The 21,551-nt window shown below is 69.7% G+C and carries 16 protein-coding genes; 9 read left to right on the top strand and 7 right to left on the bottom strand.

The window, feature by feature from the left end:
• Positions 1-8: 8 nt before the first annotated feature.
• The 3 genes from ACFXHE_RS17570 to ACFXHE_RS17560 all read right to left on the bottom strand — a co-directional run bounded on the left by ACFXHE_RS17570 (position 9) and on the right by ACFXHE_RS17560 (position 3,138).
• Entirely contained in the window at positions 9-392 is a 384-nt protein-coding gene (locus ACFXHE_RS17570) for a DUF3054 domain-containing protein (RefSeq protein WP_379384221.1), read from the bottom strand.
• Positions 393-470: 78 nt separating this feature from the next.
• On the bottom strand, positions 471-1,616 hold the full coding sequence (locus tag ACFXHE_RS17565) for a YbhN family protein (protein WP_379384219.1): 1,146 nt from the start codon (positions 1,614-1,616) through the stop codon (positions 471-473).
• A 4-nt stretch (positions 1,617-1,620) separates the two neighbouring features.
• Positions 1,621-3,138 (bottom strand): adenylate/guanylate cyclase domain-containing protein, encoded by a 1,518-nt coding sequence (locus ACFXHE_RS17560; protein ID WP_379384739.1) that lies wholly within the window; start codon positions 3,136-3,138, stop codon positions 1,621-1,623.
• 282 nt (positions 3,139-3,420) lie between these two features.
• Between ACFXHE_RS17560 and ACFXHE_RS17555 the strand changes: the two genes are divergently transcribed.
• The 6 genes from ACFXHE_RS17555 (at position 3,421) to ACFXHE_RS17530 (ending at position 10,441) form a co-directional block, all read left to right on the top strand.
• Complete coding sequence (locus tag ACFXHE_RS17555; protein WP_379384217.1) at positions 3,421-4,689, top strand: AI-2E family transporter; 1,269 nt, start codon at positions 3,421-3,423, stop codon at positions 4,687-4,689.
• A 2-nt stretch (positions 4,690-4,691) separates the two neighbouring features.
• The gene (gene macS, locus ACFXHE_RS17550; protein WP_379384215.1) at positions 4,692-5,876 is read left to right on the top strand and encodes a MacS family sensor histidine kinase; all 1,185 of its coding nucleotides are present in this window, start codon (positions 4,692-4,694) and stop codon (positions 5,874-5,876) included.
• Positions 5,877-5,913: 37 nt separating this feature from the next.
• On the top strand, positions 5,914-6,576 hold the full coding sequence (locus ACFXHE_RS17545; protein WP_379384213.1) for a response regulator: 663 nt from the start codon (positions 5,914-5,916) through the stop codon (positions 6,574-6,576).
• Between the two features lie 108 nt (positions 6,577-6,684).
• Complete coding sequence (locus ACFXHE_RS17540; RefSeq protein ID WP_379384737.1) at positions 6,685-7,326, top strand: DUF1707 domain-containing protein; 642 nt, start codon at positions 6,685-6,687, stop codon at positions 7,324-7,326.
• 74 nt (positions 7,327-7,400) lie between these two features.
• Complete coding sequence (locus tag ACFXHE_RS17535) at positions 7,401-8,216, top strand: alpha/beta fold hydrolase (protein ID WP_379384212.1); 816 nt, start codon at positions 7,401-7,403, stop codon at positions 8,214-8,216.
• 128 nt (positions 8,217-8,344) lie between these two features.
• Entirely contained in the window at positions 8,345-10,441 is a 2,097-nt protein-coding gene (locus ACFXHE_RS17530) for a DUF2339 domain-containing protein (protein ID WP_379384210.1), read from the top strand.
• A 79-nt stretch (positions 10,442-10,520) separates the two neighbouring features.
• Here the strand turns inward: ACFXHE_RS17530 and ACFXHE_RS17525 are convergent, their stop codons facing one another.
• Genes ACFXHE_RS17525 through ACFXHE_RS17510 form a run of 4 tightly spaced genes read right to left on the bottom strand, consistent with a single transcriptional unit; the run spans position 10,521 to position 16,825 of the window.
• A complete protein-coding gene (locus ACFXHE_RS17525) occupies positions 10,521-13,793 on the bottom strand; it encodes an MMPL family transporter (RefSeq protein ID WP_379384208.1) in 3,273 nt (1,090 codons plus the stop codon).
• Entirely contained in the window at positions 13,793-14,563 is a 771-nt protein-coding gene (locus tag ACFXHE_RS17520; RefSeq protein WP_364609557.1) for an NYN domain-containing protein, read from the bottom strand. Before ACFXHE_RS17520 ends, ACFXHE_RS17525 begins: the two co-directional genes overlap by 1 nt.
• A complete protein-coding gene (gene trmB, locus ACFXHE_RS17515) occupies positions 14,560-15,393 on the bottom strand; it encodes a tRNA (guanosine(46)-N7)-methyltransferase TrmB (RefSeq protein WP_379384206.1) in 834 nt (277 codons plus the stop codon). The genes ACFXHE_RS17520 and trmB overlap by 4 nt, the downstream gene beginning before the upstream one ends.
• 58 nt (positions 15,394-15,451) lie before the next feature.
• Complete coding sequence (locus ACFXHE_RS17510) at positions 15,452-16,825, bottom strand: lipase family protein (protein WP_379384204.1); 1,374 nt, start codon at positions 16,823-16,825, stop codon at positions 15,452-15,454.
• A 240-nt stretch (positions 16,826-17,065) separates the two neighbouring features.
• On the opposite strand from ACFXHE_RS17510, the gene ACFXHE_RS17505 reads away from it, so the two are divergent.
• The 3 genes from ACFXHE_RS17505 to ACFXHE_RS17495 all read left to right on the top strand — a co-directional run bounded on the left by ACFXHE_RS17505 (position 17,066) and on the right by ACFXHE_RS17495 (position 21,488).
• A complete protein-coding gene (locus ACFXHE_RS17505; protein ID WP_379384202.1) occupies positions 17,066-17,734 on the top strand; it encodes a hypothetical protein in 669 nt (222 codons plus the stop codon).
• Between the two features lie 45 nt (positions 17,735-17,779).
• Positions 17,780-19,492 (top strand): hypothetical protein, encoded by a 1,713-nt coding sequence (locus ACFXHE_RS17500; RefSeq protein ID WP_379384200.1) that lies wholly within the window; start codon positions 17,780-17,782, stop codon positions 19,490-19,492.
• Positions 19,493-19,661: 169 nt separating this feature from the next.
• On the top strand, positions 19,662-21,488 hold the full coding sequence (locus tag ACFXHE_RS17495) for a phosphoenolpyruvate carboxykinase (GTP) (RefSeq protein ID WP_379384198.1): 1,827 nt from the start codon (positions 19,662-19,664) through the stop codon (positions 21,486-21,488).
• The last annotated feature ends 63 nt before the right edge of the window (positions 21,489-21,551 follow it).

The raw sequence follows: 21,551 nt of genomic DNA, 5'->3' as shown, positions 1-21,551 counted from the left end.
CCGCAACGTCAACGAGAGCGCAGCACCTGCACGGCGGCGCGCCAGCCGATCAGGAACAGGGCCAGGAAGGTCGCGGCCACCAGGAAGAAGCTGACGGCGAGGCCCTGACCGGATACGGCACGGAGCAGCATGCCGCCGACCAGGGTGCTCAGCCACACGATCACACCGGTCGGCCACACCGCGCGGCCGTCGAAACGTCGTGCCGCGCTCACACCTTCCCGGCCCGTCGCCACCACCAGCGCGATCACCCAGCCCAGCAGCAACCCCGTGCCGAACGGCCAGACGGTGCGCAGCAGACCCGCGCCGATCGCCTCGTCGTGACTGCGCCGCCCGATCGCACAGAACACGACCACGAGGGCGACATCGACGACGAGGGGCACGAGTTTCTTCACGCGGCACAGGGTATCGGGCGTCCCGGGAGCGCCTGTGCAGGGACACTCCACCCTGGCCGGTCACGCCGGAGGGGTGGGTCAGGCCGACGCCGCGTCCGGATCGGCCGGCGGATTGGGCCGGCGCCGGTCGGTGACCAGCGAATTGCCGCGCTCCTCGAATTCCTTCTCGAGCTCGGCGTCGTCGGCCTGCGGCTTGCGGTAGAGGAAGAGGAAGACGATCCAGCCGACGATCGCCACCAGGATGAAGCTGATCAGCCGGTAGAGGAACGCCGCCGCCACGGCCTGTGCGGCCGGCAGCCCGGCCGCCGCGGTCAGCGAGTAGATGAGGGTGGCGTCCACATAGACGATGCCGCCCGGCGCCAAAGGGATGGTGCCCACGGCCTTTCCGGCCGCGAAGGCCAGCATGAGCCCGGCCCAGTGCGGATCCGCGCCCACCGCGTAGCAGGCGAAACCCAGGCAGGCCACATCGGCGAACCGATGCACGAGCGCCCAGACCGCCACCCACGCGCCATCCCGTTTGCCCAGATCCACCGACTCGAGCTGGGTCAGGATCTCGGCCACCTTCTCCATGCCGGCGTCGGCGGGCTTGCGCCGAATCCGATTGACCAGGTGCAGGATTCGCTGCGCCAGCGCCTGCACCCCGCCGGGGTGACGGGAGACGTAGTTGAAGGTCCAGATCAGCAGGGCGACGGTGCCCAGCGTCAGGATCACCTTGCCGGGGCCGACCCGGTCCCCGGACAGCACCGCGCCGAACAGGCCCAGCAGCGTCAGCCCGGCCGCCGCGATCACGCCCGACATCACCAGCTGCCAGGACGCCACGATCGGGCTGGCGCCCCAGCGCCGGGTTTGCCGGTAGGTGAAGGCCGCCGAGAACACCTGGCCCGCGGGCAGCGTCAGCGACATGCCGGTGGAGCCGTACACCACCGACACCGACTTCCGCTGGCTCACCTCGACGCCGCCGGCGTGCAGCAGCTGTTTCTGGATGCGACCGAAGCCACTCATGGAAAACGCCGCCATGACGATGCAGGCGGCAACCCATCCCCAGTGGATTTCGGTGAGGTTCTTCCAGGATTCGTGCAGGCGCGGATATAGATATATGCCTTCGGAAATCAGCAACGCCGCCAGCGCGGCGCCGAGAACCCATTTGGCCCACCAGAACCTGCCACGGTGCGAGTCATCCGCGGGCGGCGCAGGATCGCCGGCCAGCTCACCATGGGCCGTCACGCCGTCAGCCTAACGAACTCGCCGCCGCCTCGTCTGCATCAGCCGGGTCGGTGCTTTCCCGCGGCCAGGCCAGCCGGGTTTTCCGGCGGCGCCCGCGCAGTTGCACCTCTTCGCCGGTCTGCCAATGCCGCTGCTCGTTCTCATCGGCGAAAAACAGTGCGCTCGACGAGGTCAGGACGCGTTCTGGGCGGTCTTTGGCGAGTTCGGTCAGGCGCGACGCCTCGTTCACGGGATCACCGATCACGGTGTATTCGAAACGATTTGCGCCACCGATATTCCCGGCCACCGCCAGCCCCGCGGAGACGCCGATTCCGATATCCAGCCCGGCCACCTCGCGCAGGGCTTCGCGCAGCTCACGGGCCGCGGCGAGGGCCGCGGTCGGTGCATCGGGGCGGTCCAGCGGGGCGCCGAAGATGGCCAGCGCGGCATCGCCCATGAATTTGTTGATGAGCCCGTGGTTGCGGTCGATGACATCCACCACCACGCGGAAGAACTCGTTGAGCAGACTGACCACTTCGGTCGGCGGGCGTTCCGCGGCGGTCGCGGTCGAACCGACCATATCCACGAACAACACCGCCACGAATCGGGTTTCACCACCGAGTTCGGTGCCGTACTCGAGTGCCCGGCGCGCCACGTCCTCACCGACATGCTGACCGAACAATTCCTGCAGTTCCCGGCGTTTGGCGGCCTCACCCATCATTCGGTTGAAGCCAACCTGCAGCAGCCCGATTTCCGAACCGTCGAAAACTTCCACCTGCACATCCCGTGCACCCTCCTGCACGCGGTCGATGGCCTGGCTGAGCTGGCGAATCGGATCGGAAATGGAAGAGCCGGTGAGCATGGAAAGCGCCAGCGCCTGCATGATCACCACACCGCACAACAGCAGAATCGACACCGCCAGCGACTGCGCGGAAAACTGGACGCGAGAAGAAATCTGGGTGACGCACAGCAGCACGATGGCAATCGTCGGCGCGAAGGTGCCCATGCCCCAGGTCATGGCCATCCGGGTACCGACGCCCGCGGTCAGGGTGTGGTCGAAGGCCCCCGTGGTCAGCGCCTCGGCTGCGACCGGCCGCAGGATCCGCTCGCCCAGCATGTAGGTGAAGCCGAAAACGATGGTGGCAGCCATACATTCGGTCACGATCACCGCCGCGGCCAGCTCGGGGGTCCGCACGATGATGACCGAGGCCAGCACGCCACCGCCGACCAGCCACAGCACCAGATGCACGATGGCCTGCCGCAGCGGGGCGTGCAGCGCCGCCATCTGCTCCTGCCGCGACGGCGGCCCGCCGCGCATCTGCCACCGCATGACCGGCCGCAGCATGAGCGCCGACGCGGTCACGCTCAGGAACCCGCCGATCACGAAGACCAGCCCCGGGATCAGCAGCCCGGTCTGCCGGGTCGCGCTGGTCCCGCCCTCCGGAACCGGCAGCCCGTACTGAATGAAGGCCCACACCAGGACAGCGCCGAAGGCGTTCGCCGCCAGCATCGAAGCCAAGTACAGCGGCCAGCGGGTATGCATGGTCTGTTTGACCGCTTCCAAGGGCGCTGACACGATCACCAATCTAGCTCCCCCGCCTCTCCGGGGCTTCAGCGCGCAACTGAGAGCCGTCGACCGCTGGGGACGCGTGCCGGCGGACCGGAGCCAAACCAATTTCGGTGGTACCCGACGAGTTACCCCTGGCGCAACGAAATCAGGCGTCACCTGACCGATCGAACGAAAGACCGTGAGATGGGTAGGGGCTCTTGCCACGCTGGTTTTGCAGCCGCCGTAATACGGATACAACCCAGTAGGCTCGCTGAGGTGAGCGAGGTGCAGGCAGGGTCCGGCAGATCGAGCGAGTCCGGCGGGGTGCGCCGGCGCGACGTGGAGGCCGTGCACCCCATCGTGCGGCAGACCGCGGAGTGGTGCTGGCGGTTGCTGATCATCTTCGCGGCGGTGCTCGCGGTGGCCTACCTGGCGCGGCGGCTTTCGACGGTCACCATTCCGATTTCCATCGCACTGCTGGGTGCGGCCCTGATGGCGCCGCTGGTCAATTGGATGCAGCGGTTCGGGGTGCCGCGGGCGATCGGGGTGTTCGTGGCGCTGGTGGGGGCGCTCGGTCTGCTCGCCGGAATCATGACCTTCGTCGTCGAGCAGTTCGTCTCGGGTGTGCCGCAGCTGTCGGACGAGTTCAAGACCTCCGTGCACCAGGTGCAGGACTGGCTGATCAACGGTCCGCTGCACCTGAGCAACGACCAGATCCGCAATGCGGGCGACACCATCGTCAAGACCGTCGAGTCGAACAAGGACGCGCTGACCAACGGCGCGCTCACCACCGCCACGGTCATCGGTGAGTTCTTCACCGGCACGTTCCTGACCCTGTTCATCCTCATCTTCTTCCTCTACGGCGGCGATCAGATCTGGGAGTTCGTGACCCGGATCGTCCCGACCCGGCACCGGGCGAAGGTCCGTCAGGCCGGGCGGCTGGGCTTCGGCACGCTGACCGGCTTCGTGCGGGCCACCGTCATGGTGGCGGCGGTGGACGCCATCGGTATCGGCGCGGGCCTGGCCATTCTCAATGTGCCGCTGGCGCTTCCGCTGGCCTCGCTGGTCTTCATCGGCGCGTTCATCCCGATCGTCGGTTCGTTCATCGCCGGTTCGGTGGCGGTCTTCATCGCGCTCATGACCAAGGGCATCGTCACCGCGCTCATCGTGCTGGGCATCACGGTGGCGGTCATGCAGCTGGAAGGCCATGTGCTGCAACCGCTGCTGATGGGCCGCGCGGTCCGTATCCATCCGCTGGCCGTGGTGCTCGCCATCGCGGCGGGCGTGGTGCTGGCGGGTCTGGCGGGCGGTCTGCTCGCGGTGCCGTTCGTGGCGGTGCTCAATACCGCCCTGCGCTCGCTGCTGGCCGACTCGCCCGACGAGCTCTACCAGGACCTGCACACCGGCGACCCGAGCAAACCCATGTTCAGCGCCGAACCCGATACTCCCGACCCGGACCGCTACAAGGTGCCGGTACCCGTGGCCGAGGACGACCACGAGACGCCCCCGAAGCCCGCGGGCGGCAGTGGGGACGCCGGGGACTGACGGTGGCCCGGGGGACGGTGGAGCCCGATCCCGCCTGGGCGGCCACCGCGCCGCTGTGGCGGGCGGTGCAGGCGTTCCGGCTGGTCACCCTGCTGTACGCGGTGGGCCAGCAGATCGCCTCGGTGTCGTACTACAGCAATCAGCGGTTGAGCTGGGCGCTGATCGCCGTGATGGCGGTGTGGTCGGGTATCTCGGCGGTGCTGTTGTCGCAGTGGCGGATCCGGAACGAGCCGCGGGTGCGGACGGCCGTGGTGGTCGGCGACCATCTCGTGGTCATCGCCCTGATCTTCGCGACCCGGCTGGTCGCGCCCTACGACTGGTATCACCACCATCAGACCCTGCCCACCACACTCTGGGCCGCCAATGCCGTTGTCTCCGCGGCGATTCTGTGGGGACCGTTCGGCGGCATCTGCTCGGGTCTGCTCATCTCCGCCGCCGTCATCACCGCACGGGCGCAATGGGACTTCGACGTGTGGCGTGACGCGACGCTGCCTGTCCTGATCTCGGTGGGCCTCGCGCTGGGACTGGCCTCCGATACCGCCCGCCGCGCGCACGCGCAGCTGCAGCGCGCCGTCCGACTCACCGCCGCCGCCCAGGAACGCGAACGCCTGGCCCGCGAGGTGCACGACGGAGTCCTGCAGGTACTCAGCTACATCAAGCGCCGCGGCAATGAAATCGGCGGCCCGACAGCCGAACTGGCGCAGCGCGCGGGCGAGCAGGAGGTGGCGCTGCGGGTGCTCGTCTCCGAACAGGGCGATCGCACCGACGCCGGGGGCGCCGAGGAGGATCTGCGGCGGCTGCTCACCGCCCAGGCCACCCCGTCCGTGTTCGTCTCCACCCCCGGTCATCCGGTGCCGCTGGGCCACTGGGCGGCGCGCGAGGTCGCCGCCGCCGTGGCCGCCGCCCTCGCCAATGTGGTCCAGCACGCCGGCCCGGGCGCGAAAGCGTATGTGCTGCTGGAGGATACCGGCGACGAGCTCATCGTGAGCGTGCGCGACGACGGCCCCGGCATTCCGCCCGGCCGGCTCGCCGAGGCCGAAGGGCAAGGGCGCATGGGTGTTTCGCGGTCCATCGTGGGGCGCATCGCCGCCCTCGGCGGCACCGCGCAGCTGCTGTTCGAGGCGGCGCCCGCGGACGGTGAGGGCGCGGAATGGGAGTTCCGCGTGCCCCTGGAACCGCGACGCTGAGAGCCCTCGAACGGCCACAATGAGATCGGAGGCGGACATGACCGAATCGGATGCCGGAATCACGGTGATGGTGGTGGACGACCACCCGATCTGGCGGGACGGGGTCGCCCGCGACCTGGCCGAGGCCGGATTCGACGTGGTCGCCACCGCCGACGGCGTGCGCGCCGCCGGGGCCCGCGCGAGCGCGGTGCAACCGGCGGTCGTACTCATGGACATGCAGCTCCCCGACGGCAACGGCGCCGACGCCACCGCCGAGGTGCTGCGGGTCTCCCCGCGCACCCGGGTGCTGGTGCTGTCGGCCTCCGCCGAACGCGACGACGTACTCGACGCCATCAAGGCCGGCGCCACCGGCTACCTGGTCAAGAGCGCCTCGGCCACCGAACTGCTGGACGCCGTCCGCGCCACCGCGGCGGGACAGGCCGTCTTCACCCCGGGCCTGGCCGGTCTGGTCCTGGGCGAGTTCCGCCGGATCGCCGGCACCCCCGCCGAACACGACGAACCACACCGCCCCGCCCTCACCGACCGCGAGACCGAAGTGCTGCGCATGGTGGCGAAGGGCTTGTCCGCCAAGCAGATCGCCACCCGGCTCGGGCTCAGTCACCGCACCGTGGAGAACCACGTGCAATCCACGCTGCGCAAACTGCAGCTCGGCAATCGCGTCGAGCTGACCCGCTACGCCATCGAGCAGGGCCTCGAGTAGGGGGACGGTTCAGGGATTGCCCTGATGCGCTGGCGGCCCCGTGCTGGTTAGCCTCGAAGCATGGGAGGTCCTGAAGCGGTTTCCGCGATCGTGACCGGCAACGCCGTGATCGGCGACCGGGATCTGCGGGTATCCGATGTCGAACGCGAACACGTCGGCCGGCTGCTGCAGCGCGCGGTCGGACTGGGCATGCTGTCGCTGGGGGAATTCACCGAGCGCATGGACACCGCGCTCGCGGCCAAGACCCGCGGCGAACTCAATGCGGTGCTGATCGATCTGCCGGGCGTCCGGCTGGTCGGGCAGCCCGCCCCCGCCGGGCAGCATTTCGTGCAGCCGCCGCCCCGGTACGCGACCGCGCACCGGATGCCACCGGCCGTGCCCTCCAATGTGATTCGCGCGCGGCTGTCGAGCGTGGAGCGCAAGGGCGCCTGGCACGTGCCGCCGGCGCTGTCGATCAACAGCATGCTGGGCAGCGTGCGCCTGGACTTCACCCAGGCCGTCATGTCCACCCAGGTGGTGGAGATCCACGTGAACGACACCTGCAGTTCGATCGAACTGATCGTGCCGGCCGAGGCCACCGTGGACCTCAATGCCATCGACCTGATCGGCTCCAGCGCCAACACCAAGGTGCGCACCGGCCCGCCCATCGGGCGGCTGCACCTGGTCGTGCACGGCACGCTGCGGTTCAGCTCCGTCACCGCCAAGCACCCGTTCGGCACCAACTGGAAGCGGTTCCTCAACGGTGCGTGACCGCCGTGCCCGAGGCCGCAGTGCCGCGGAATCGAGCGCGGCGGCGGGCGGATCCGGGCGGTAGGGTCACGCACATGGTGGAAGGCGTCGCGACCCCGGAGGCAGTGCATCGATCCGGCGGCGGCGAGCCGCTGCTTCTGCTGCACGGCGTCCTGCTCACCTGGCAGTCCTGGGGCGCGGTGCTCGACGAGCTGGCCACCGGGCACACCGTGCTCGCTCCCACCCTCCCCGGCCACTGGGGCGGACCCGAGGCCGCCCGGCCCGCCACCGTGGCCGCCCTGACCGACCACTGTGAGCGCCTGCTCGACGAATCCGGTTGGGACACCGCGCATATCGCGGGCAATTCGCTGGGTGGCTGGATCGCGCTGGAACTCGCCGCCCGCGGCCGCGCCCGATCCTGCACCGCCATCGCCCCCGCGGGCCTGTGGCGCACGCCCGCCGCCGCCGATTCGCTGCTGCGCAAGTTCCGGGCCTTCGGCCCGCTCATCGGCCTGGGGCCCGACCGCCGGCCGAGCATGCCCTCGCTGCTGCGCAGCCTGCTGCTCCCGCTGCTCGCCGATCGTCCCGCCCTGGTGCCGAATCCGCTGGCCAAGGCGATGACCGCGGCCATCACCGAATGCGCCATCGTCGACGACCTGGCCGAAGATCCGGATCTCCCAACGGGTTTCACCCGGCTGAGCGAACTGGACATACCCACCAGCATCCTGCTGCCCGACCGCGACCGCGTGCTCCCGCCCCACGTCTACGCCCCACTGACCCCCACCTCCGCCGTCGAGGTGCGTCCGCTGCCCGGCCTGGGCCACGTGCCCATGCTCGAGGCCCCGGACCTGATCACCGCCGAGATCCGCGCCACCATCGCCCGCGCCGAGGCCGCCGCTCGACGTGCCTGACCCGGAGCCGGGTGCCGCCCGCGTCGATCCGGGTGGCTCGCGTCGAATCGGGTGGTAGTCGAATCGGGTAGTAATCGCCCGCTGCCCGGGTGTTTCTACTCATGTGAGCAAACGCCCAGGTCGAGAGTATGGCGGACATGAATCCCGCCATCGATCCCCGCCTGATCGCGCGGCTGTCGACCGAATTCGCCTCGCTCAGCGAGCACCTGAACCTCCTCGGCCGCGACCTCGAAACCCTGCACCGCCAGGTCCTCGCCGACACCGGCACCCCGCACCCCGCGCCCGTCGCCTCTACCCAGGCGACGGGCGCAGTCGTGCCCGCTCCTACCGTTCCGCCCGCACCCGCTGGGTCGCCGGGCCCGATTCCCCCGGGTGCGGCGTGGGCTCCGGAACCCGCCCAATTCGCGGGAACCGCTGCTGGCCAGGGTATTCCGGCCGCGCATTCCGGTCCGATTCCTCCGGTGCCAGGTTGGGCCGTGCCCGCCATGGGAACACCTGTGGCGCCGGGCATTCCAGCATTCAGTGGTGCGCCGCGGCCCGGATGGGCGGCACCCGGTGCGCAGCCCTGGTATCAGCCCATGCCGCCGCCACAGCGACGTGCCGTGCCCGCCAGGCCGATTCGTCCGCCGTGGTGGCAGCGGGAAGGAGTCATCAGCCGGGCGCTGGCCATCGCCGGTGTCGCGGTCACCCTTATCGGCGTGGTGATGCTGCTGGTGCTGGCGGCGCAGGCCGGATTCTTCGGACCGGTGCCGAGAGTGGCTGCGGGGGCGGTGTTCTCGGCGGCGCTGGTCGCGACCGGTACCCGGGTGTACGCGAAGGCGGGTGGCCGGGTCGGGGGAATCGCCCTGGCGGCCACGGGTATCGCCGGGGGATACCTGGACGTCGTCGCGGTGACCACGATGTACGGCTGGCTGAACCCGGTGGTCGGCTATGTGGTCGCCTTCGGGATCGCGGCCGGCGGCGTGGCCCTGGCCGTGCAGTGGCGGTCGCAGGGGCTGGCGGTGCTGGTGCTGGCGGGTGCGGCGGTGCTGGCCCCCTTCGTGACCACCGAGTTGGCGCTGCCGGGCTTCCTCATCGTGTTGCAGATTGCCGCTCTGCCGGTGCATTCGGTGCGCGACTGGCCGTGGCTGCACGTGGTGCGGACCGTTCCGGCGGTGCTCGCGACCCTGGTCGCGGTGGCCGGTGCGGCATTGAATCCGGGAGGAGACGCGACCCCGGCTTCGAGCCGGTACCAGGTCCTCGCCGCCGCGATCGTCATTGCGGTCGCCGGGCTGACGGGTGCGGTACTCAGTGGGCGACTCCGGGCCGGGGACGTGACGGCGAGCCTGAGCTTCGGCGCCGCAGCGGTTCCGATGCTGGCCGCGCCGATCATGTTCGGCCGCACCGGGTCGGTACTAGCCTCGGCCACCTTCGCGACGGTGCTACTGGGCTTCGCGGCGGTGCCGTGGCTGCCGAAACTCGGTGCCGCCGCGCGGATTCCGGGGCATCTGGCCGTGGTGTCCGCGCTCGCAGGTGCGTTCGCGCTGCTCGAGGCCTGCATCGGGATCGCGCGGGTGCAGACGCTGCCGGTGGCGCTGCTGCTGGTCGCGATGGGATTCCTCGGTGTGGCCGGGCAGCAGCGGTCGCGGGTGGCGGCGGGCATCGGCGTCGCTTTCGGCGCCCTCGGCGCGCTGACCTTCTTCTACCGGGCCGACATTGCGACCTTGGCCGACCAGTCGGAAGCTGAAGCGCACCTTGGTCTTTCGACCGCGTTGTCGGCGCTGACAGTGCTGTCCACCCTGGCTGTCGCCGGTTGGTGCGCGCGCCGGATCGGCCTGATGAACCGCGAATCCGAGGCGACCGCGCTGTCGGTGTTCGCCGGTATCGGGGGTCTGTACGCGGTGACCGCCCTGACCGTCTCCCTGGGCATCGCCACCGGGAGCCGCAACGGTTTTCTGGCCGGGCACGCCGTCGCGACGATCGTCTGGATGGCCGCCGCCACCGCGGCGCTGCTGTACGGCCTGCGCCGCCTGGCGCGCACCCCGCAGCGGGCCAAGGTCGCTCTCGGCACGGGGCTGCTGGTCACCGCCGCGGCGCTCGCGAAGCTGTTCCTCTTCGACCTGGCCACCCTGGACGGTCTGGTCCGGGCGGCGGCGTTCCTGGTGGTGGGCGTCCTGCTGCTCGTGGTGGGGACCCGCTACGCGCGCGCGTTCGGCGATATGGACTCCGGCGTGCGGTCCGCGTAGCGCGCGGAAAGTCCGTGGAGCGCGGGGAAACAGGAAGGCCCCGCCGAGGATTCGGCCGGGCCTTCCTGATGTCCGGGTGTCAGTCGTGGTTCTGGCGGCGGAGCAGTTCGTTGACGCTCACCGTGCGTCCGTCGCCGCCCCGATGCTTGGCGTCCTCGTCCGGATTCTCGGCGGGCGGGCGACGCCGTGAGGAGCGCAGATCCGACATCCACTGCTCGATGCTGCTGCGGCCGGGGCCGTCCTGCGGCGCATCCTGCGCGGCGTGGTGCGTCGGATGCTGTTCTTCGGCAGCGGTTTCCGCGAGCTGTTCGGTGGGTTCGCTCTGCTCCGGCTCCGGCGGGTGCGGCTGGTACAGCTGCGCCCGGGTCGCCGGATGCGGCGGGATCTTCGGCGTCGGCGGCGGCAGCACCCGCTCCGAACCGACCACCGGTGCGGGCGGCTGCGAATCCGCGGGCGCGGCAGGCGCTCCCGGCTGTGACACCGACGGCATCGGGTTCATAGGGGCGACCGGCGGGGCCACGGTCTCGGGCGCACGCTGCGGCAGCCCGCCGCCGGTATTCGCGGATCCCCGTGCAGGAGAGGCGAAGTCGCCGATGGGGTGCGGGGCCATCGGGCCGCGGGCCGCGCCCGGACCGGTGGGGTTGGCGCCCAGACCGGTGCGGCCGGAACCGAGATCGGTGGTCGGCGCATCCTCCGAGGCCGCGCTGATGCGCCGGGGGGCGAGGGGCGGGGTGACCTCCGCCGGTGCGGCGGTACCGATTTCACTGACCGGCGCGGGCGGCTCGGGGGCGGGCTCACCGATGCCGACGGGCTTGGCGAAGGCCGGGGCCGGGGTCGTCGACGGGGTCACGCCGTGGCCGGGACGCATGGTGGCGGACGGGAATCCGGGCGCGCGCTTGGTCTCCGGGGCCGGAGCAGCCGCGGAGCTGTCGGCGGGCCGCGCGGGCTCCGTGGTCTGCGGGGACTCGGTGCGCTGGACGGGCTCGGCGGGCTCGGCGGGCTGGGCCCGCTCGACCTTGTCGATGCGCTGGGTCGGGGCCTCGCTGTCCACATCGACGGTGCGGGCCGGGCGCGGCTTGCGCGACCGCGCCGGGGCGGCGGTGCCGTCGGACAGGATCGGGATCTGCATGGTGACCGGGTCGGTGATCGGGGTGGTCTTCACCAGGTCGACCACCTCGCCGCCGCCGGGCCGCTCATCGTCGAGGATGGGCTCGCCCAGGCCGATCTTCTCCTGGATCTTCTTCATCCACTTGGGCGCCCACCAGCAGTCGTCGCCGAGCAGCTTCATGGTGGCCGGCACCAGCAGCATGCGCAGCACGGTCGCGTCGATGAACAGCGCCGACACCATGCCGTAGGCGATGTACTGCATCATCACCAGGTCGGAGAACGCGAACGCGCCCGTGACCACCAGCAGGATGAGCGCGGCGGCGGTGATGATGCGGCCGGTCTGCGCGGTGCCCGCGCGCACCGCCTCCGTGGTGCTCGCCCCCTGGGTCCGGGACTCGACCATGCGGGAGAGCAGGAAGACCTCGTAGTCGATGGATAGGCCGTAGACCACGGAGATGATCAGCACCAGTACCGGCGACATGATCGGCTGCGGGGTGAAGTTCAGCAGGCCGGCGCCGTGGCCGTCGATGAAGATCCAGGTCAGGATGCCCAGCGTGGAACCCAGGCCGAGCGCGCTCATGAGCGCGGCCTTGATGGGCAGCACCAGCGAGCCGAAGGTGAGGAACATCAGGATGGTGGTCACCAGCACCACCAGCGCGATCATCAACGGCATGCGATCGACCAGCTGATCGATGCTGTCCTGCATCATCACCGGGGTTCCGCTGACCATCACCTCGGCGCCGTCCGGGACGTCGATCGCCCGCAGGTCGTCGATGGTTTCGGTGATGTCGCTGCCCTTGTCCAGCGGGCGCGAGGTCGTCCACACATTGGAGCCGTTGGGCGGCGTCTGCGGGAGCGAGAACGTGGTCTTGGGCTGCAGTCCGCGGGCCTGGTTGGCCTCGTTGAGGATGGTGCCGATGTCCTTCGGGTTATCGGTGATGATGACCAGCTGGACCGGGTCGGCCTTGCGCAGCGGGAAGGTCTCGTCGAAGTGCTGCTGCGCCAGGCGGGTCGGATTGTCCGGCGGCAGATAGGTTTCGCTGATACCGCCGAACTGCAGGTTCTTCACCGGGATGATCAGCAGCAGCAGGCCGATGGTCAGCGGGATGGCGACCTTGAGCGGGTGCTTCATCACCCAGGCGGTGAGCTTGCCCCAGAAACCGTTCTCGATCTGCTCGGTGGTCTTGGTCTTGCGGAACCGCTTGAGCCCCAGCGCATCCACGCGCGGACCCAGAATGGACAGCAGCGCGGGCAGGATGGTGACCGCGGACACCGCGGCCAGTGCGACCGTCGCGATGGTGCCGTAGGCCACCGACTTGAGGAAGCCCTGCGGGAACAGCAGCATGCCGGCGCTGGCCGCGATGATCATCGTGGCGGAGAACAACACGGTGCGGCCCGAGGTCACAACCGTGCGCCGCACCGCCGCCTTGGTGTCGTAACCGTCGGCCACCTCCTCGCGGAAGCGGCTCACGATGAACAGGCCGTAGTCGATCGCCAGCCCCAGGCCGATCATCGAAACTACCGGGGAGACAAACGAATTCACCTCGGTGAACTTGGTGATCGCCATGACGATGCCGTTCGCGCCGAGCACCGTGAGACCACCGATGATGAGCGGCAGTGCCGCCGCCACAATTCCGCCGAAGATGAAGAACAGCAGGATGGCCACCACCGGAATGGCGATGATCTCCATGCGCTTCTGGTCCTGCGCCATGGTGTCGTTCAGCGTGCCGGCGACCGGCTGCAGACCGGCCACCTCGACCTTGACGTCCGGAATGTAGAAGGCGTCCTTCACCTTCCGGTAGTTCCGCACCATGTCGGTGTCGTTGTCGCCCTTGATGGCGATGGAGGCGAAGGCGTGCTTGCGATCCTGGCTGGCGGCCTGGGCCAGCTGCTGGCCGGTGTTGGTCTTCCACGGCGAGCCGTTGACCTGACCGATCTCCGGGTGCTTCACCGGCAGGTTGTTCAGGTTGTCGATGACCTTCTGATTCCACGCGGGATCATCGACGGTGCTGCCGTCCGGCGCGGTGTACAGCACCACCACGTCGCTGTTGTGATCGCGCCCGTACACCTGGTCCTTCAGGACCGCGGCCTGAGAGGATTGGGAGTTCGGGTCGAACCATCCGCTGGAGCTGAGATGGTCCTCCAGCCCGAATCCGAAGGCTCCGAGCGAGAGCATTGCCGCCACGACAACACCGAGCACGGTGTAACGCAGCTTGTAGACCAGGTCGCCCCAGCGGGTGAACACTAAGCGACTCCTTGAGCGGGGCGGGAGGTGAGCAGGGCCGACAGCGGCCGGAACGGCTGCAGCCACGCACCCTCGTCGGGCAGCGAGTCGAGGCTGACCCGGGGCAGCGGTTCACGGAACACGCCCGGGATGTCCTCGAGGTCGATGAACTCGAGAATATCCGACGTGACCGCCCAACTCGCGTGCTCGCGGAAACCCAGCACCTGAACAGGCACGCCGGAGCCGGCGATCTCCTCGAGCGGGGCGCGGAACGCCTGCCCGTCGGCGGAGGCCACCATGATCCCGGCCAGACCCGCGCCGCGACGGCGTAGTTCGATGTGGGAGAGCATGTCGCTGTCCACATCGGAGTCTTCGTCGATCTTGGGTTTGGCGAAGACGGCGTAGCCGACATTGCGCAGCGCCTCGACCCAGGGGCGCACCACATCGGCGGTGCCGGGGGCGATATTGGTGAAGACCGTGGCCTCGGGTTCGACCCGGGTGGTGCTGCCCACCGACAGTTCCGCGGTGCGGGCCAGCAGCCAGCGGCCCAGCGCGTCGAAGCGCGGGCGATAGGCGGCGGTCGGGCGACCGCCGAGGATGGCGCCCAGGCCCATGTCGAGGTTCGGCGCATCCCAGACCAATAGGACGCGGCGCACATCGGTGGCGGTGCCGCCCAGGGCGACCCCGGCATTGCCGTGGAGCCCTGTGGTGCCCGATAGTTCGGTCGAATCGGTGCCGTGCATTATTCCGGCAACTTCCGACACACCGTGGGCCATCTCACTGACGCTCATGATTCGATCTTCCCCCAGATGAACTCGGTGATGGCGCTACCCGCGCGGAGTCCTTTGCTTTCGAACTTGGTAATCGGGCGTTCGAAACCAATCGGTGCTTTGTTCCGGTAGGCCTCGGGATCCCCTCCGGTCGGCTCGTTCATGCCGATGAGCTGGGGTTCCGCATTTCCGTACAGGCCGATCCACTCGGCGTAGTCCGCATGGTCGGTCGCCACATGCAACACGCCGCCCGGAATCAGCCGACTTGCGATGAGTGCGAAGGTTTCCGGCTGCAACAGCCGCCGCTTGTGGTGGCGCGCCTTCGGCCACGGGTCCGGAAAGAAGACGCGCACCCCGGTCAGCGATTCGGGAGCAATCATATTTTCCAGGACATCCACGGCATCGCCGCGCAGCAGCCGGAGGTTGTCGATGCCCTCGCGCTCGACGCGCTGCACCAGCTGGGCCAGACCCGGCTTGTAGACCTCGATGCCGATCAGGTTGAACTGCGGCTCGGCCTGCGCCATGGCCGAGGTGGCGGTCCCGGTGCCACAGCCGATCTCGATGATCAGCGGCGCCGAGCGCCCGAACCAGGCGTCGGCATCCAGCTTTTCGTCGGAGACGTCCTTGCCGATCACCGGCCACACCCGATCCCAGGCGTCCTGGCGCGCGGGCGATACCGCGCCCCGGCGGGCGCGGAAGCTGGTGACCCGGGGGTAGAGGCGGTTGCCCGCGGGCCGATCCGGCCGGCCGATGGCGGTCTCCGAGTGATCGGCGTCACCGTTGGCCTGGGCGGACCGCGGCCCGGGAACTGGCTCGGCAGTGTGGTTCGCGGCGTCGTTCACGGCGTCCATTGTCCAGTACCGGATAGTTCGCGCAGCAATCGACCACGGTTGCCGCGACCGCGATCACTCAGGCTGCCAGGCCCGAGACCTCGCCGGACGCCGGTGCGGCGGCCGGGCGCAGTGGCAGTCCGAGGGTGACTCGCATTGCGGTAGTTGCCATTTCCACCATGCCGCGCCAGTGTGCCGGGGACAGCGCGACCGACCAGACGGTCTTGGTTGTGGGTTCGGTAAGAGTCTTCCCGGCCAGCCGATCGGCCAGCCAGTCCAGGCTCATCGGGGTCGCCAGCGGCAGCAGTGAGAAATGCTCGCTGAGGCGATCGCGGACGTACCAGACCGCCGCGCCGCCCGCCCGGTACCGCTCGACCTGACCGTCGATGCCCGCGGCGTCGATGACCTGGTCGTGTACCGGCTGCACCACCAGTACCGGGCAGGCGGGCGTGCGATTGCCCAGGCGCAGCTCGTCGAACATGTCCTCGAGATCCGGCAGGATCTCCGCCAGCGGACGCCGCAGATAGTCGTCCATGCGGCGGCCCACCAGCAGCGGCAGCACCGCGATCGGGCCCAGAGAGCGGGCGCGGTCCAGCAGGCGACGGCCCTCGGGGGTGAAGTCGCGGCGCACCACCTCGGCCAGCGCCGGGTAGACCTGCTGCAGCGCGGCGATCACGATCGCCGGAAAGCCCGCGAACAGGCCGCCGTTCAGGTTCAGGAACACGTGGCGGGGATCACCGACCGGCGCGCCCAGCACCGCCCCGACGATATTCAGCTCGGGCGCGTACTCGGGAGCCATCTCCACCAGCCACGAACTGGCCATGCCGCCACCGGAATAGCCCCACACGGCCACCCTGGTGTCCGCACGCAGACCCAGCGGCGCGAAACGCAGTGCGGCGCGGACACCGTCGAGACCGCGGTAGCCGGGCTCGCGCGCCACGCCGAAATTCCCCTGCGGCCCTTCATGATCGGCGATGCTGACCGCCCAGCCGCGGCGCAGCGCGTTCGCGACCAGCAGCCATTCGAGCTGGGTGATGGAGCCGGGGGACAGGGCGCCGCGCTGCAGCGCGTAGGACGGGGCGCAGCGGTCGGTCACGGCGTCCATGGCGGTCTGGAAGGCCAGCAGCGGGCGCTCCGCATCCGGTTCGGCGCCTTCGGGCAGCAGCACGGTGGTGACCGCGACCTCGGGCCGGGCGTGCAGATCCTGGCTGCGGTACAGCAGCTGCCAGGCCGTCACGTGTTGCGGCACCAGGCCGAACAGCGCGATGTCGACCGGGCGGCTGCGCAGAATCGTGCCCGGCGCGTGGCGGGCGAACCCGCGCGGCGGATGGAAGAAAGGGTCCCGGCCGGACGGCAGCGGGCGGCTGCTCGGCTGCCCGGCCGCTGCCGGTCGTAGTGTCCCTTGCGGCCCCGGTGTTCCGGATGATTCGATGACGTCCGCATTGACGGTCATCGCCACCTCCCCTCGTCGCGCCCGGCCGTGGACCGAGAGGGATCGCCGCAGCCGTGCATCGGCCCTGATGCCGACCGAATCGCCAGAGTAGGGCAATCCCGGGTGTCTGTGAAGAGCGGTTGCGCCGAATTGTGCGGGCGCACAGAAGAACCCGGACCGGTCTGCTTCCTCACCGCCTGGCCTGCTTGTTTGTGATCCGAAATGCCCACGCGCCCAGGGGCTTCCGGCTAGGCTGCCCGCGTGCCGGTCGGGCGATCTCCGCGCATCCAGGTGACGGGCCGGGCCCGTGCGGGCAAAACCACCCTGCGACATGCACTGTCGCTGCTCACCGCTGAAGAAACCCGACCGGTCGACCAGCCCGGGCAACCGGATCCCGCACTCGACGCCGATCTCGTCCTCTATGTTCTCCCCGGCCTGGCCGGCCACGCCGACCGCCGCCTGCTCGCCACCGTCCACCCGGACCGCACCCTTGTAGTACTCAACAAGGCCGATGCCATCGGCGCCCGCTGGCCCGACGCCGCCGCGGCGGCCGCCGACCTCACCGTCGCACTCGGTCTGCCCGTCTTCCCGGTGGTCGCGTCCCTCGCCGCGCGCACCCGCTCGGGCACCCTCACCGACGCCGACCTCCGAACCCTCCACCGCCATCGCGACCGCCCCGACCCACCCCTCACCCTCTCGCACGACCTCTTCACCGCTCCCGACCTCGCCCCCGACCTGGAGTCCCGCCGAGCCCTGCTGGACCGCTGGGACCTCTTCGGCGTCTCCTGCGCTCTCGCAGCCCTCCGCCGCCACCCCACCCTGCCCCCGCAGCTGCTGCTGCAAATCCTCCACTGCGCCAGCGGAATAGAGCCCCTGCACCACGAACTCCACCGCCGCTACGAGGCCGTCGCTGCTGCCCTCGGCGATTGATTCGCCCGGGGCCAAGCCGGATACGCCGCCGGATACGAATCAGCGGTGTTGATCCCCGAACCCCGCCCCGCTGACCCGCCGCCGTTGCACGGGCTCGAACTGCCGCCGTTGCAGCGGCCGGCCCCGGCCGATGCGGACCGGTCCGTCCGGGGCGGTGCACCCGTCGCCGAACCTCCCGCATCGCCGGCCGAGCTGCCCGCGGCGGTGGAAGCCGTTGTCATGCGCTGGAATCCGCACGGTCTGGCCCTGCTGCGGGCGATTGTCCCGGAGCCGCAGGCCGGAGTCACCGCGATCGCGCTCCTCAGTGGCGACGAGTCGCACGCGGCGGCCTTGCGGGTCGAGTTGGCTCGGTTCCGGCCGCGTATCGACCTCGTCGTCACAGCGGCCGGAGCTGGTACCGAGGACGCCGATCCCGCGTCCGCGACCGGCGCGGGACCCGGGGCGCGCCCGTGTCCGGTGGCGCTCGTCGTGCTCGACGCCGGGGCGCTGATCGGCGGCGAAATGCTGGCGCGGGTGCGGGCGCTGCGGGCGGACGGGACGCGGATCGTGTTCGCGCTGGAGGGGATTCACGCGCATCGGCAGTGGCAGGAGGTGCGGAAGCTGGATGTCGAGCTGCTGGCGACGGCCGGTGGCGAGAGCGGGGCGGAGATCGTGCCGGTGTCGGCGCGGATGGCGGCGGTGGCACGGGCGGCGGCGGATCCGGCGCTGCTGGACCGGTCGGGGGTGGGGTTGTTGCACGCGCGGCTGGTGGCGGCGGCCGGGGCGGGCGCGGTGGGGGATCAGGTGGCGATCGTGCGGGAGCGGGTGGTGGCCGAGACGCGGCGGCGGATCCGGGCGCAGCTCGGGAAGCTGCGGGACGGCGGGGATGTGGCGGGGCTGCGGGAGGAGCGGGCGCGGCTGCTGGCGGTGAGTGACGGCGGGCGGGGCTCGGCCATGACGATCGTGCGGAATCGGCTGCAGTTGGCGCGAGTGGATCTGTTGCACGAGGTCGGAGCCAGAATCCGGGCACTGCACGGGGAACTGCGAGCCGAAATCGAACGCCTGCCGCGCAGCGCACACGCCGAATTTCCGCGGCATGTGAGCGATTCTGTGGAAAAACTCACACAGGAGATGGATCGCTCGATTCGCTCCCGGATCGGCGAATTGTGCCGTCAGGTCGAAGAATCCGTCGCGGAGGAATGGCATATATCTTTTCCGGCACCCGCGGAACGGGTGTCGAGGGCGGTTCCCACGCCGGGCCCGCGGCTGCGAGGTGCGGAGGACCACCTGGTGATCGCGCTCGGCGCCTCGGCCGGCTTCGGACTGGGCCGGCTGGTGGTGGCTCCGCTGGCCCTGCTGCAGGCCTTCGACTTCGCGATCGTGCCGGTCAGTCTGCTCCTCGGTGCCGCCGCCGCGGGCTGGGTGGTGCGCGCCCGCCGGCACCTCGCCGATGGCGCTCACCTGCGGCAATGGGTGGCGGACACGCTGGTCGACGCCCGGGCCCAGCTGGAACAGCGGGTCGCCACGGCCCTGGTCGACGCCGAGGAACGGCTCACCGACGAGGTGCTCGGCAGTGCCACCGCGCGCATGGTGGAAACCGATCTGCGGGTCGGTGAATTGGAGGCGCAATTGCGGCAGGCGGCGCAGCGGCGCCCCGCTTTACTGCTGGCATGCGACCGTGACCTGGCCGCACTCGAATTCGCTCAGCGGCTGGTCGGAGGTTTCGACCCGGTACCGAGTGGACAACCCGATTCCGTACACCCCGATATATGGCGTTAACCTCTATGGCAGGAACCAGGGCATCCGTTGCGTTCTTGTACGCGCGTCCAGCCGGTACGGGCAAGCGTCGAGACCAGCGGGAGCCCTGCCGCAATTGGTGGCACTCGGTGTCGCGAGCCGTGGTCCTTGGCTCGATGACACCGGGGCTGCCCATCTCAGGAGAGTTTTCATGACCTCAGCGACCATTCCTGGTCTTCACGATGGCACCGCGCCCACCGAGCACAAGGAACTGCTTGCCTGGGTACAGGAGGTCGCAGAACTCACCCAGCCCGACCGCGTGGTCTGGTCGGACGGTTCCGACGAGGAGTGGGACGCCCTCACCACCAAGCTGGTCGAGGCGGGCACCTTCAAGAAGCTGAACGAGAGCAAGAAGCCCAACTCGTTCCTCGCCCTCTCCGACCCCTCCGACGTCGCCCGCGTCGAATCCCGCACCTACATCTGCTCGAAGACCGAGGCCGACGCCGGTCCGACCAACAACTGGGTCGACCCGACCGAGATGCGCGCCACCATGACCGAGCTGTACCGCGGCTCCATGAAGGGCCGCACCATGTACGTGGTGCCCTTCTGCATGGGCCCGCTGGGCGCCGAGGACCCGAAGCTGGGCGTCGAGATCACCGACTCCGAGTACGTCGTGGTGTCGATGCGCGTGATGACCCGCGCCGGCAAGGCCGCCCTGGAGAAGCTCGGCGCCGATCGGCCGTTCGTGAAGGCGCTGCACTCGCTGGGCGCGCCGCTGGCCGAGGGCCAGGCCGACGTGCCGTGGCCGTGCAATGACACCAAGTACATCACCCACTTCCCCGAGGACCGCGAAATCTGGTCCTACGGTTCGGGTTACGGCGGCAACGCGCTGCTGGGCAAGAAGTGCTACTCGCTGCGCATCGCCTCGGCCATGGCGCACGACGAGGGCTGGCTGGCCGAGCACATGCTCATCCTCAAGCTGATCTCGCCGGAGAACAAGGCGTACTACGTGGCCGCCGCGTTCCCGTCGGCCTGCGGTAAGACCAACCTCGCCATGATCCAGCCGACCATTCCGGGCTGGCGCGCCGAGACCCTCGGCGACGACATCGCGTGGATGCGCTTCGGCAAGGACGGGCAACTCTATGCCGTCAACCCGGAGTTCGGCTTCTTCGGCGTCGCGCCCGGCACCAACCACTCCTCCAACCCCAACGCGATGGCCACCATCGACGCGGGCAACACCGTCTACACCAACGTCGCGCTGACCGACGACGGCGACGTGTGGTGGGAGGGCCTGGAGGGCCAGCCCGATCACCTGATCGACTGGAAGGGCAACGACTGGTACGAGCGCGAGTCGGAAACCCTGGCCGCGCACCCGAACTCGCGCTACTGCACCCCGATGTCGCAGTGCCCGACCCTGGCCCCCGAGTGGGACGACCCGCAGGGCGTGCCGATCTCGGCCATCCTCTTCGGCGGCCGCCGCAAGACCACCGTCCCGCTGGTGACCGAGTCCTTCGACTGGCAGCACGGCGTGTTCATGGGCGCCACCCTGTCCTCGGAGCAGACCGCCGCCGCCGAGGGCAAGGTCGGCACCGTGCGCCGCGACCCGATGGCCATGATCCCGTTCATGGGCTACCACGTGGGTGACTACATCGGCCACTGGATCAACCTCGGCAAGAACGCCGACGCCCAGAAGCTGCCGAAGATCTTCTACGTCAACTGGTTCCGCCGCGGCGAGGACGGCCGCTTCCTGTGGCCCGGCTTCGGTGAGAACTCCCGCGTGCTGGAGTGGATCGTCAACCGCATCGAGGGCACCGCGGAGGCCGAGGCCACCCCGATCGGCAATGTCCCCACCGCCGCCAACCTCGACCTCGAGGGCCTGGACGTGAACACCGCCGACGTCGACGAGGCGCTCGCGGTCAACGTCGAGGAGTGGAAGCGGGAGATCCCGCTGATCGAGGAGTGGTTCGAGTTCATCGGCGACAAGCTGCCCTCCGGCATCCGCGACGAGTTCGAGGCCCTCAAGCAGCGTTTGGCATGACCGCCGGTCGTGGGGGGGGGGGGGGGGGGCCCCCCCCCCCCCCCCAACACAGAAAAAAAGGAC

It is taken from the genome of Nocardia sp. NPDC059229 (assembly GCF_042754165.1).
Lineage (GTDB): Bacteria > Actinomycetota > Actinomycetes > Mycobacteriales > Mycobacteriaceae > Nocardia.
The sequence above is the reverse complement of the archived record's forward strand: the minus strand, read 5'-3'. Positions and strand labels throughout refer to the sequence as shown.

What these genes read in the sequence shown, in the direction of transcription:
- ACFXHE_RS17535 (WP_379384212.1), top strand. Translation starts at nt 7,401, where the DNA reads ATGGTGGAAGGCGTCGCGACCCCGGAGGCAGTGCATCGATCCGGCGGC.
- ACFXHE_RS17560 (WP_379384739.1), bottom strand. Translation starts at nt 3,138, where the DNA reads ATGCATACCCGCTGGCCGCTGTACTTGGCTTCGATGCTGGCGGCGAAC.
- ACFXHE_RS17510 (WP_379384204.1), bottom strand. Translation starts at nt 16,825, where the DNA reads ATGACCGTCAATGCGGACGTCATCGAATCATCCGGAACACCGGGGCCG.
- ACFXHE_RS17520 (WP_364609557.1), bottom strand. Translation starts at nt 14,563, where the DNA reads ATGAGCGTCAGTGAGATGGCCCACGGTGTGTCGGAAGTTGCCGGAATA.
- ACFXHE_RS17545 (WP_379384213.1), top strand. Translation starts at nt 5,914, where the DNA reads ATGACCGAATCGGATGCCGGAATCACGGTGATGGTGGTGGACGACCAC.
- ACFXHE_RS17530 (WP_379384210.1), top strand. Translation starts at nt 8,345, where the DNA reads ATGGCGGACATGAATCCCGCCATCGATCCCCGCCTGATCGCGCGGCTG.
- ACFXHE_RS17495 (WP_379384198.1), top strand. Translation starts at nt 19,662, where the DNA reads ATGACCTCAGCGACCATTCCTGGTCTTCACGATGGCACCGCGCCCACC.
- trmB (WP_379384206.1), bottom strand. Translation starts at nt 15,393, where the DNA reads ATGGACGCCGTGAACGACGCCGCGAACCACACTGCCGAGCCAGTTCCC.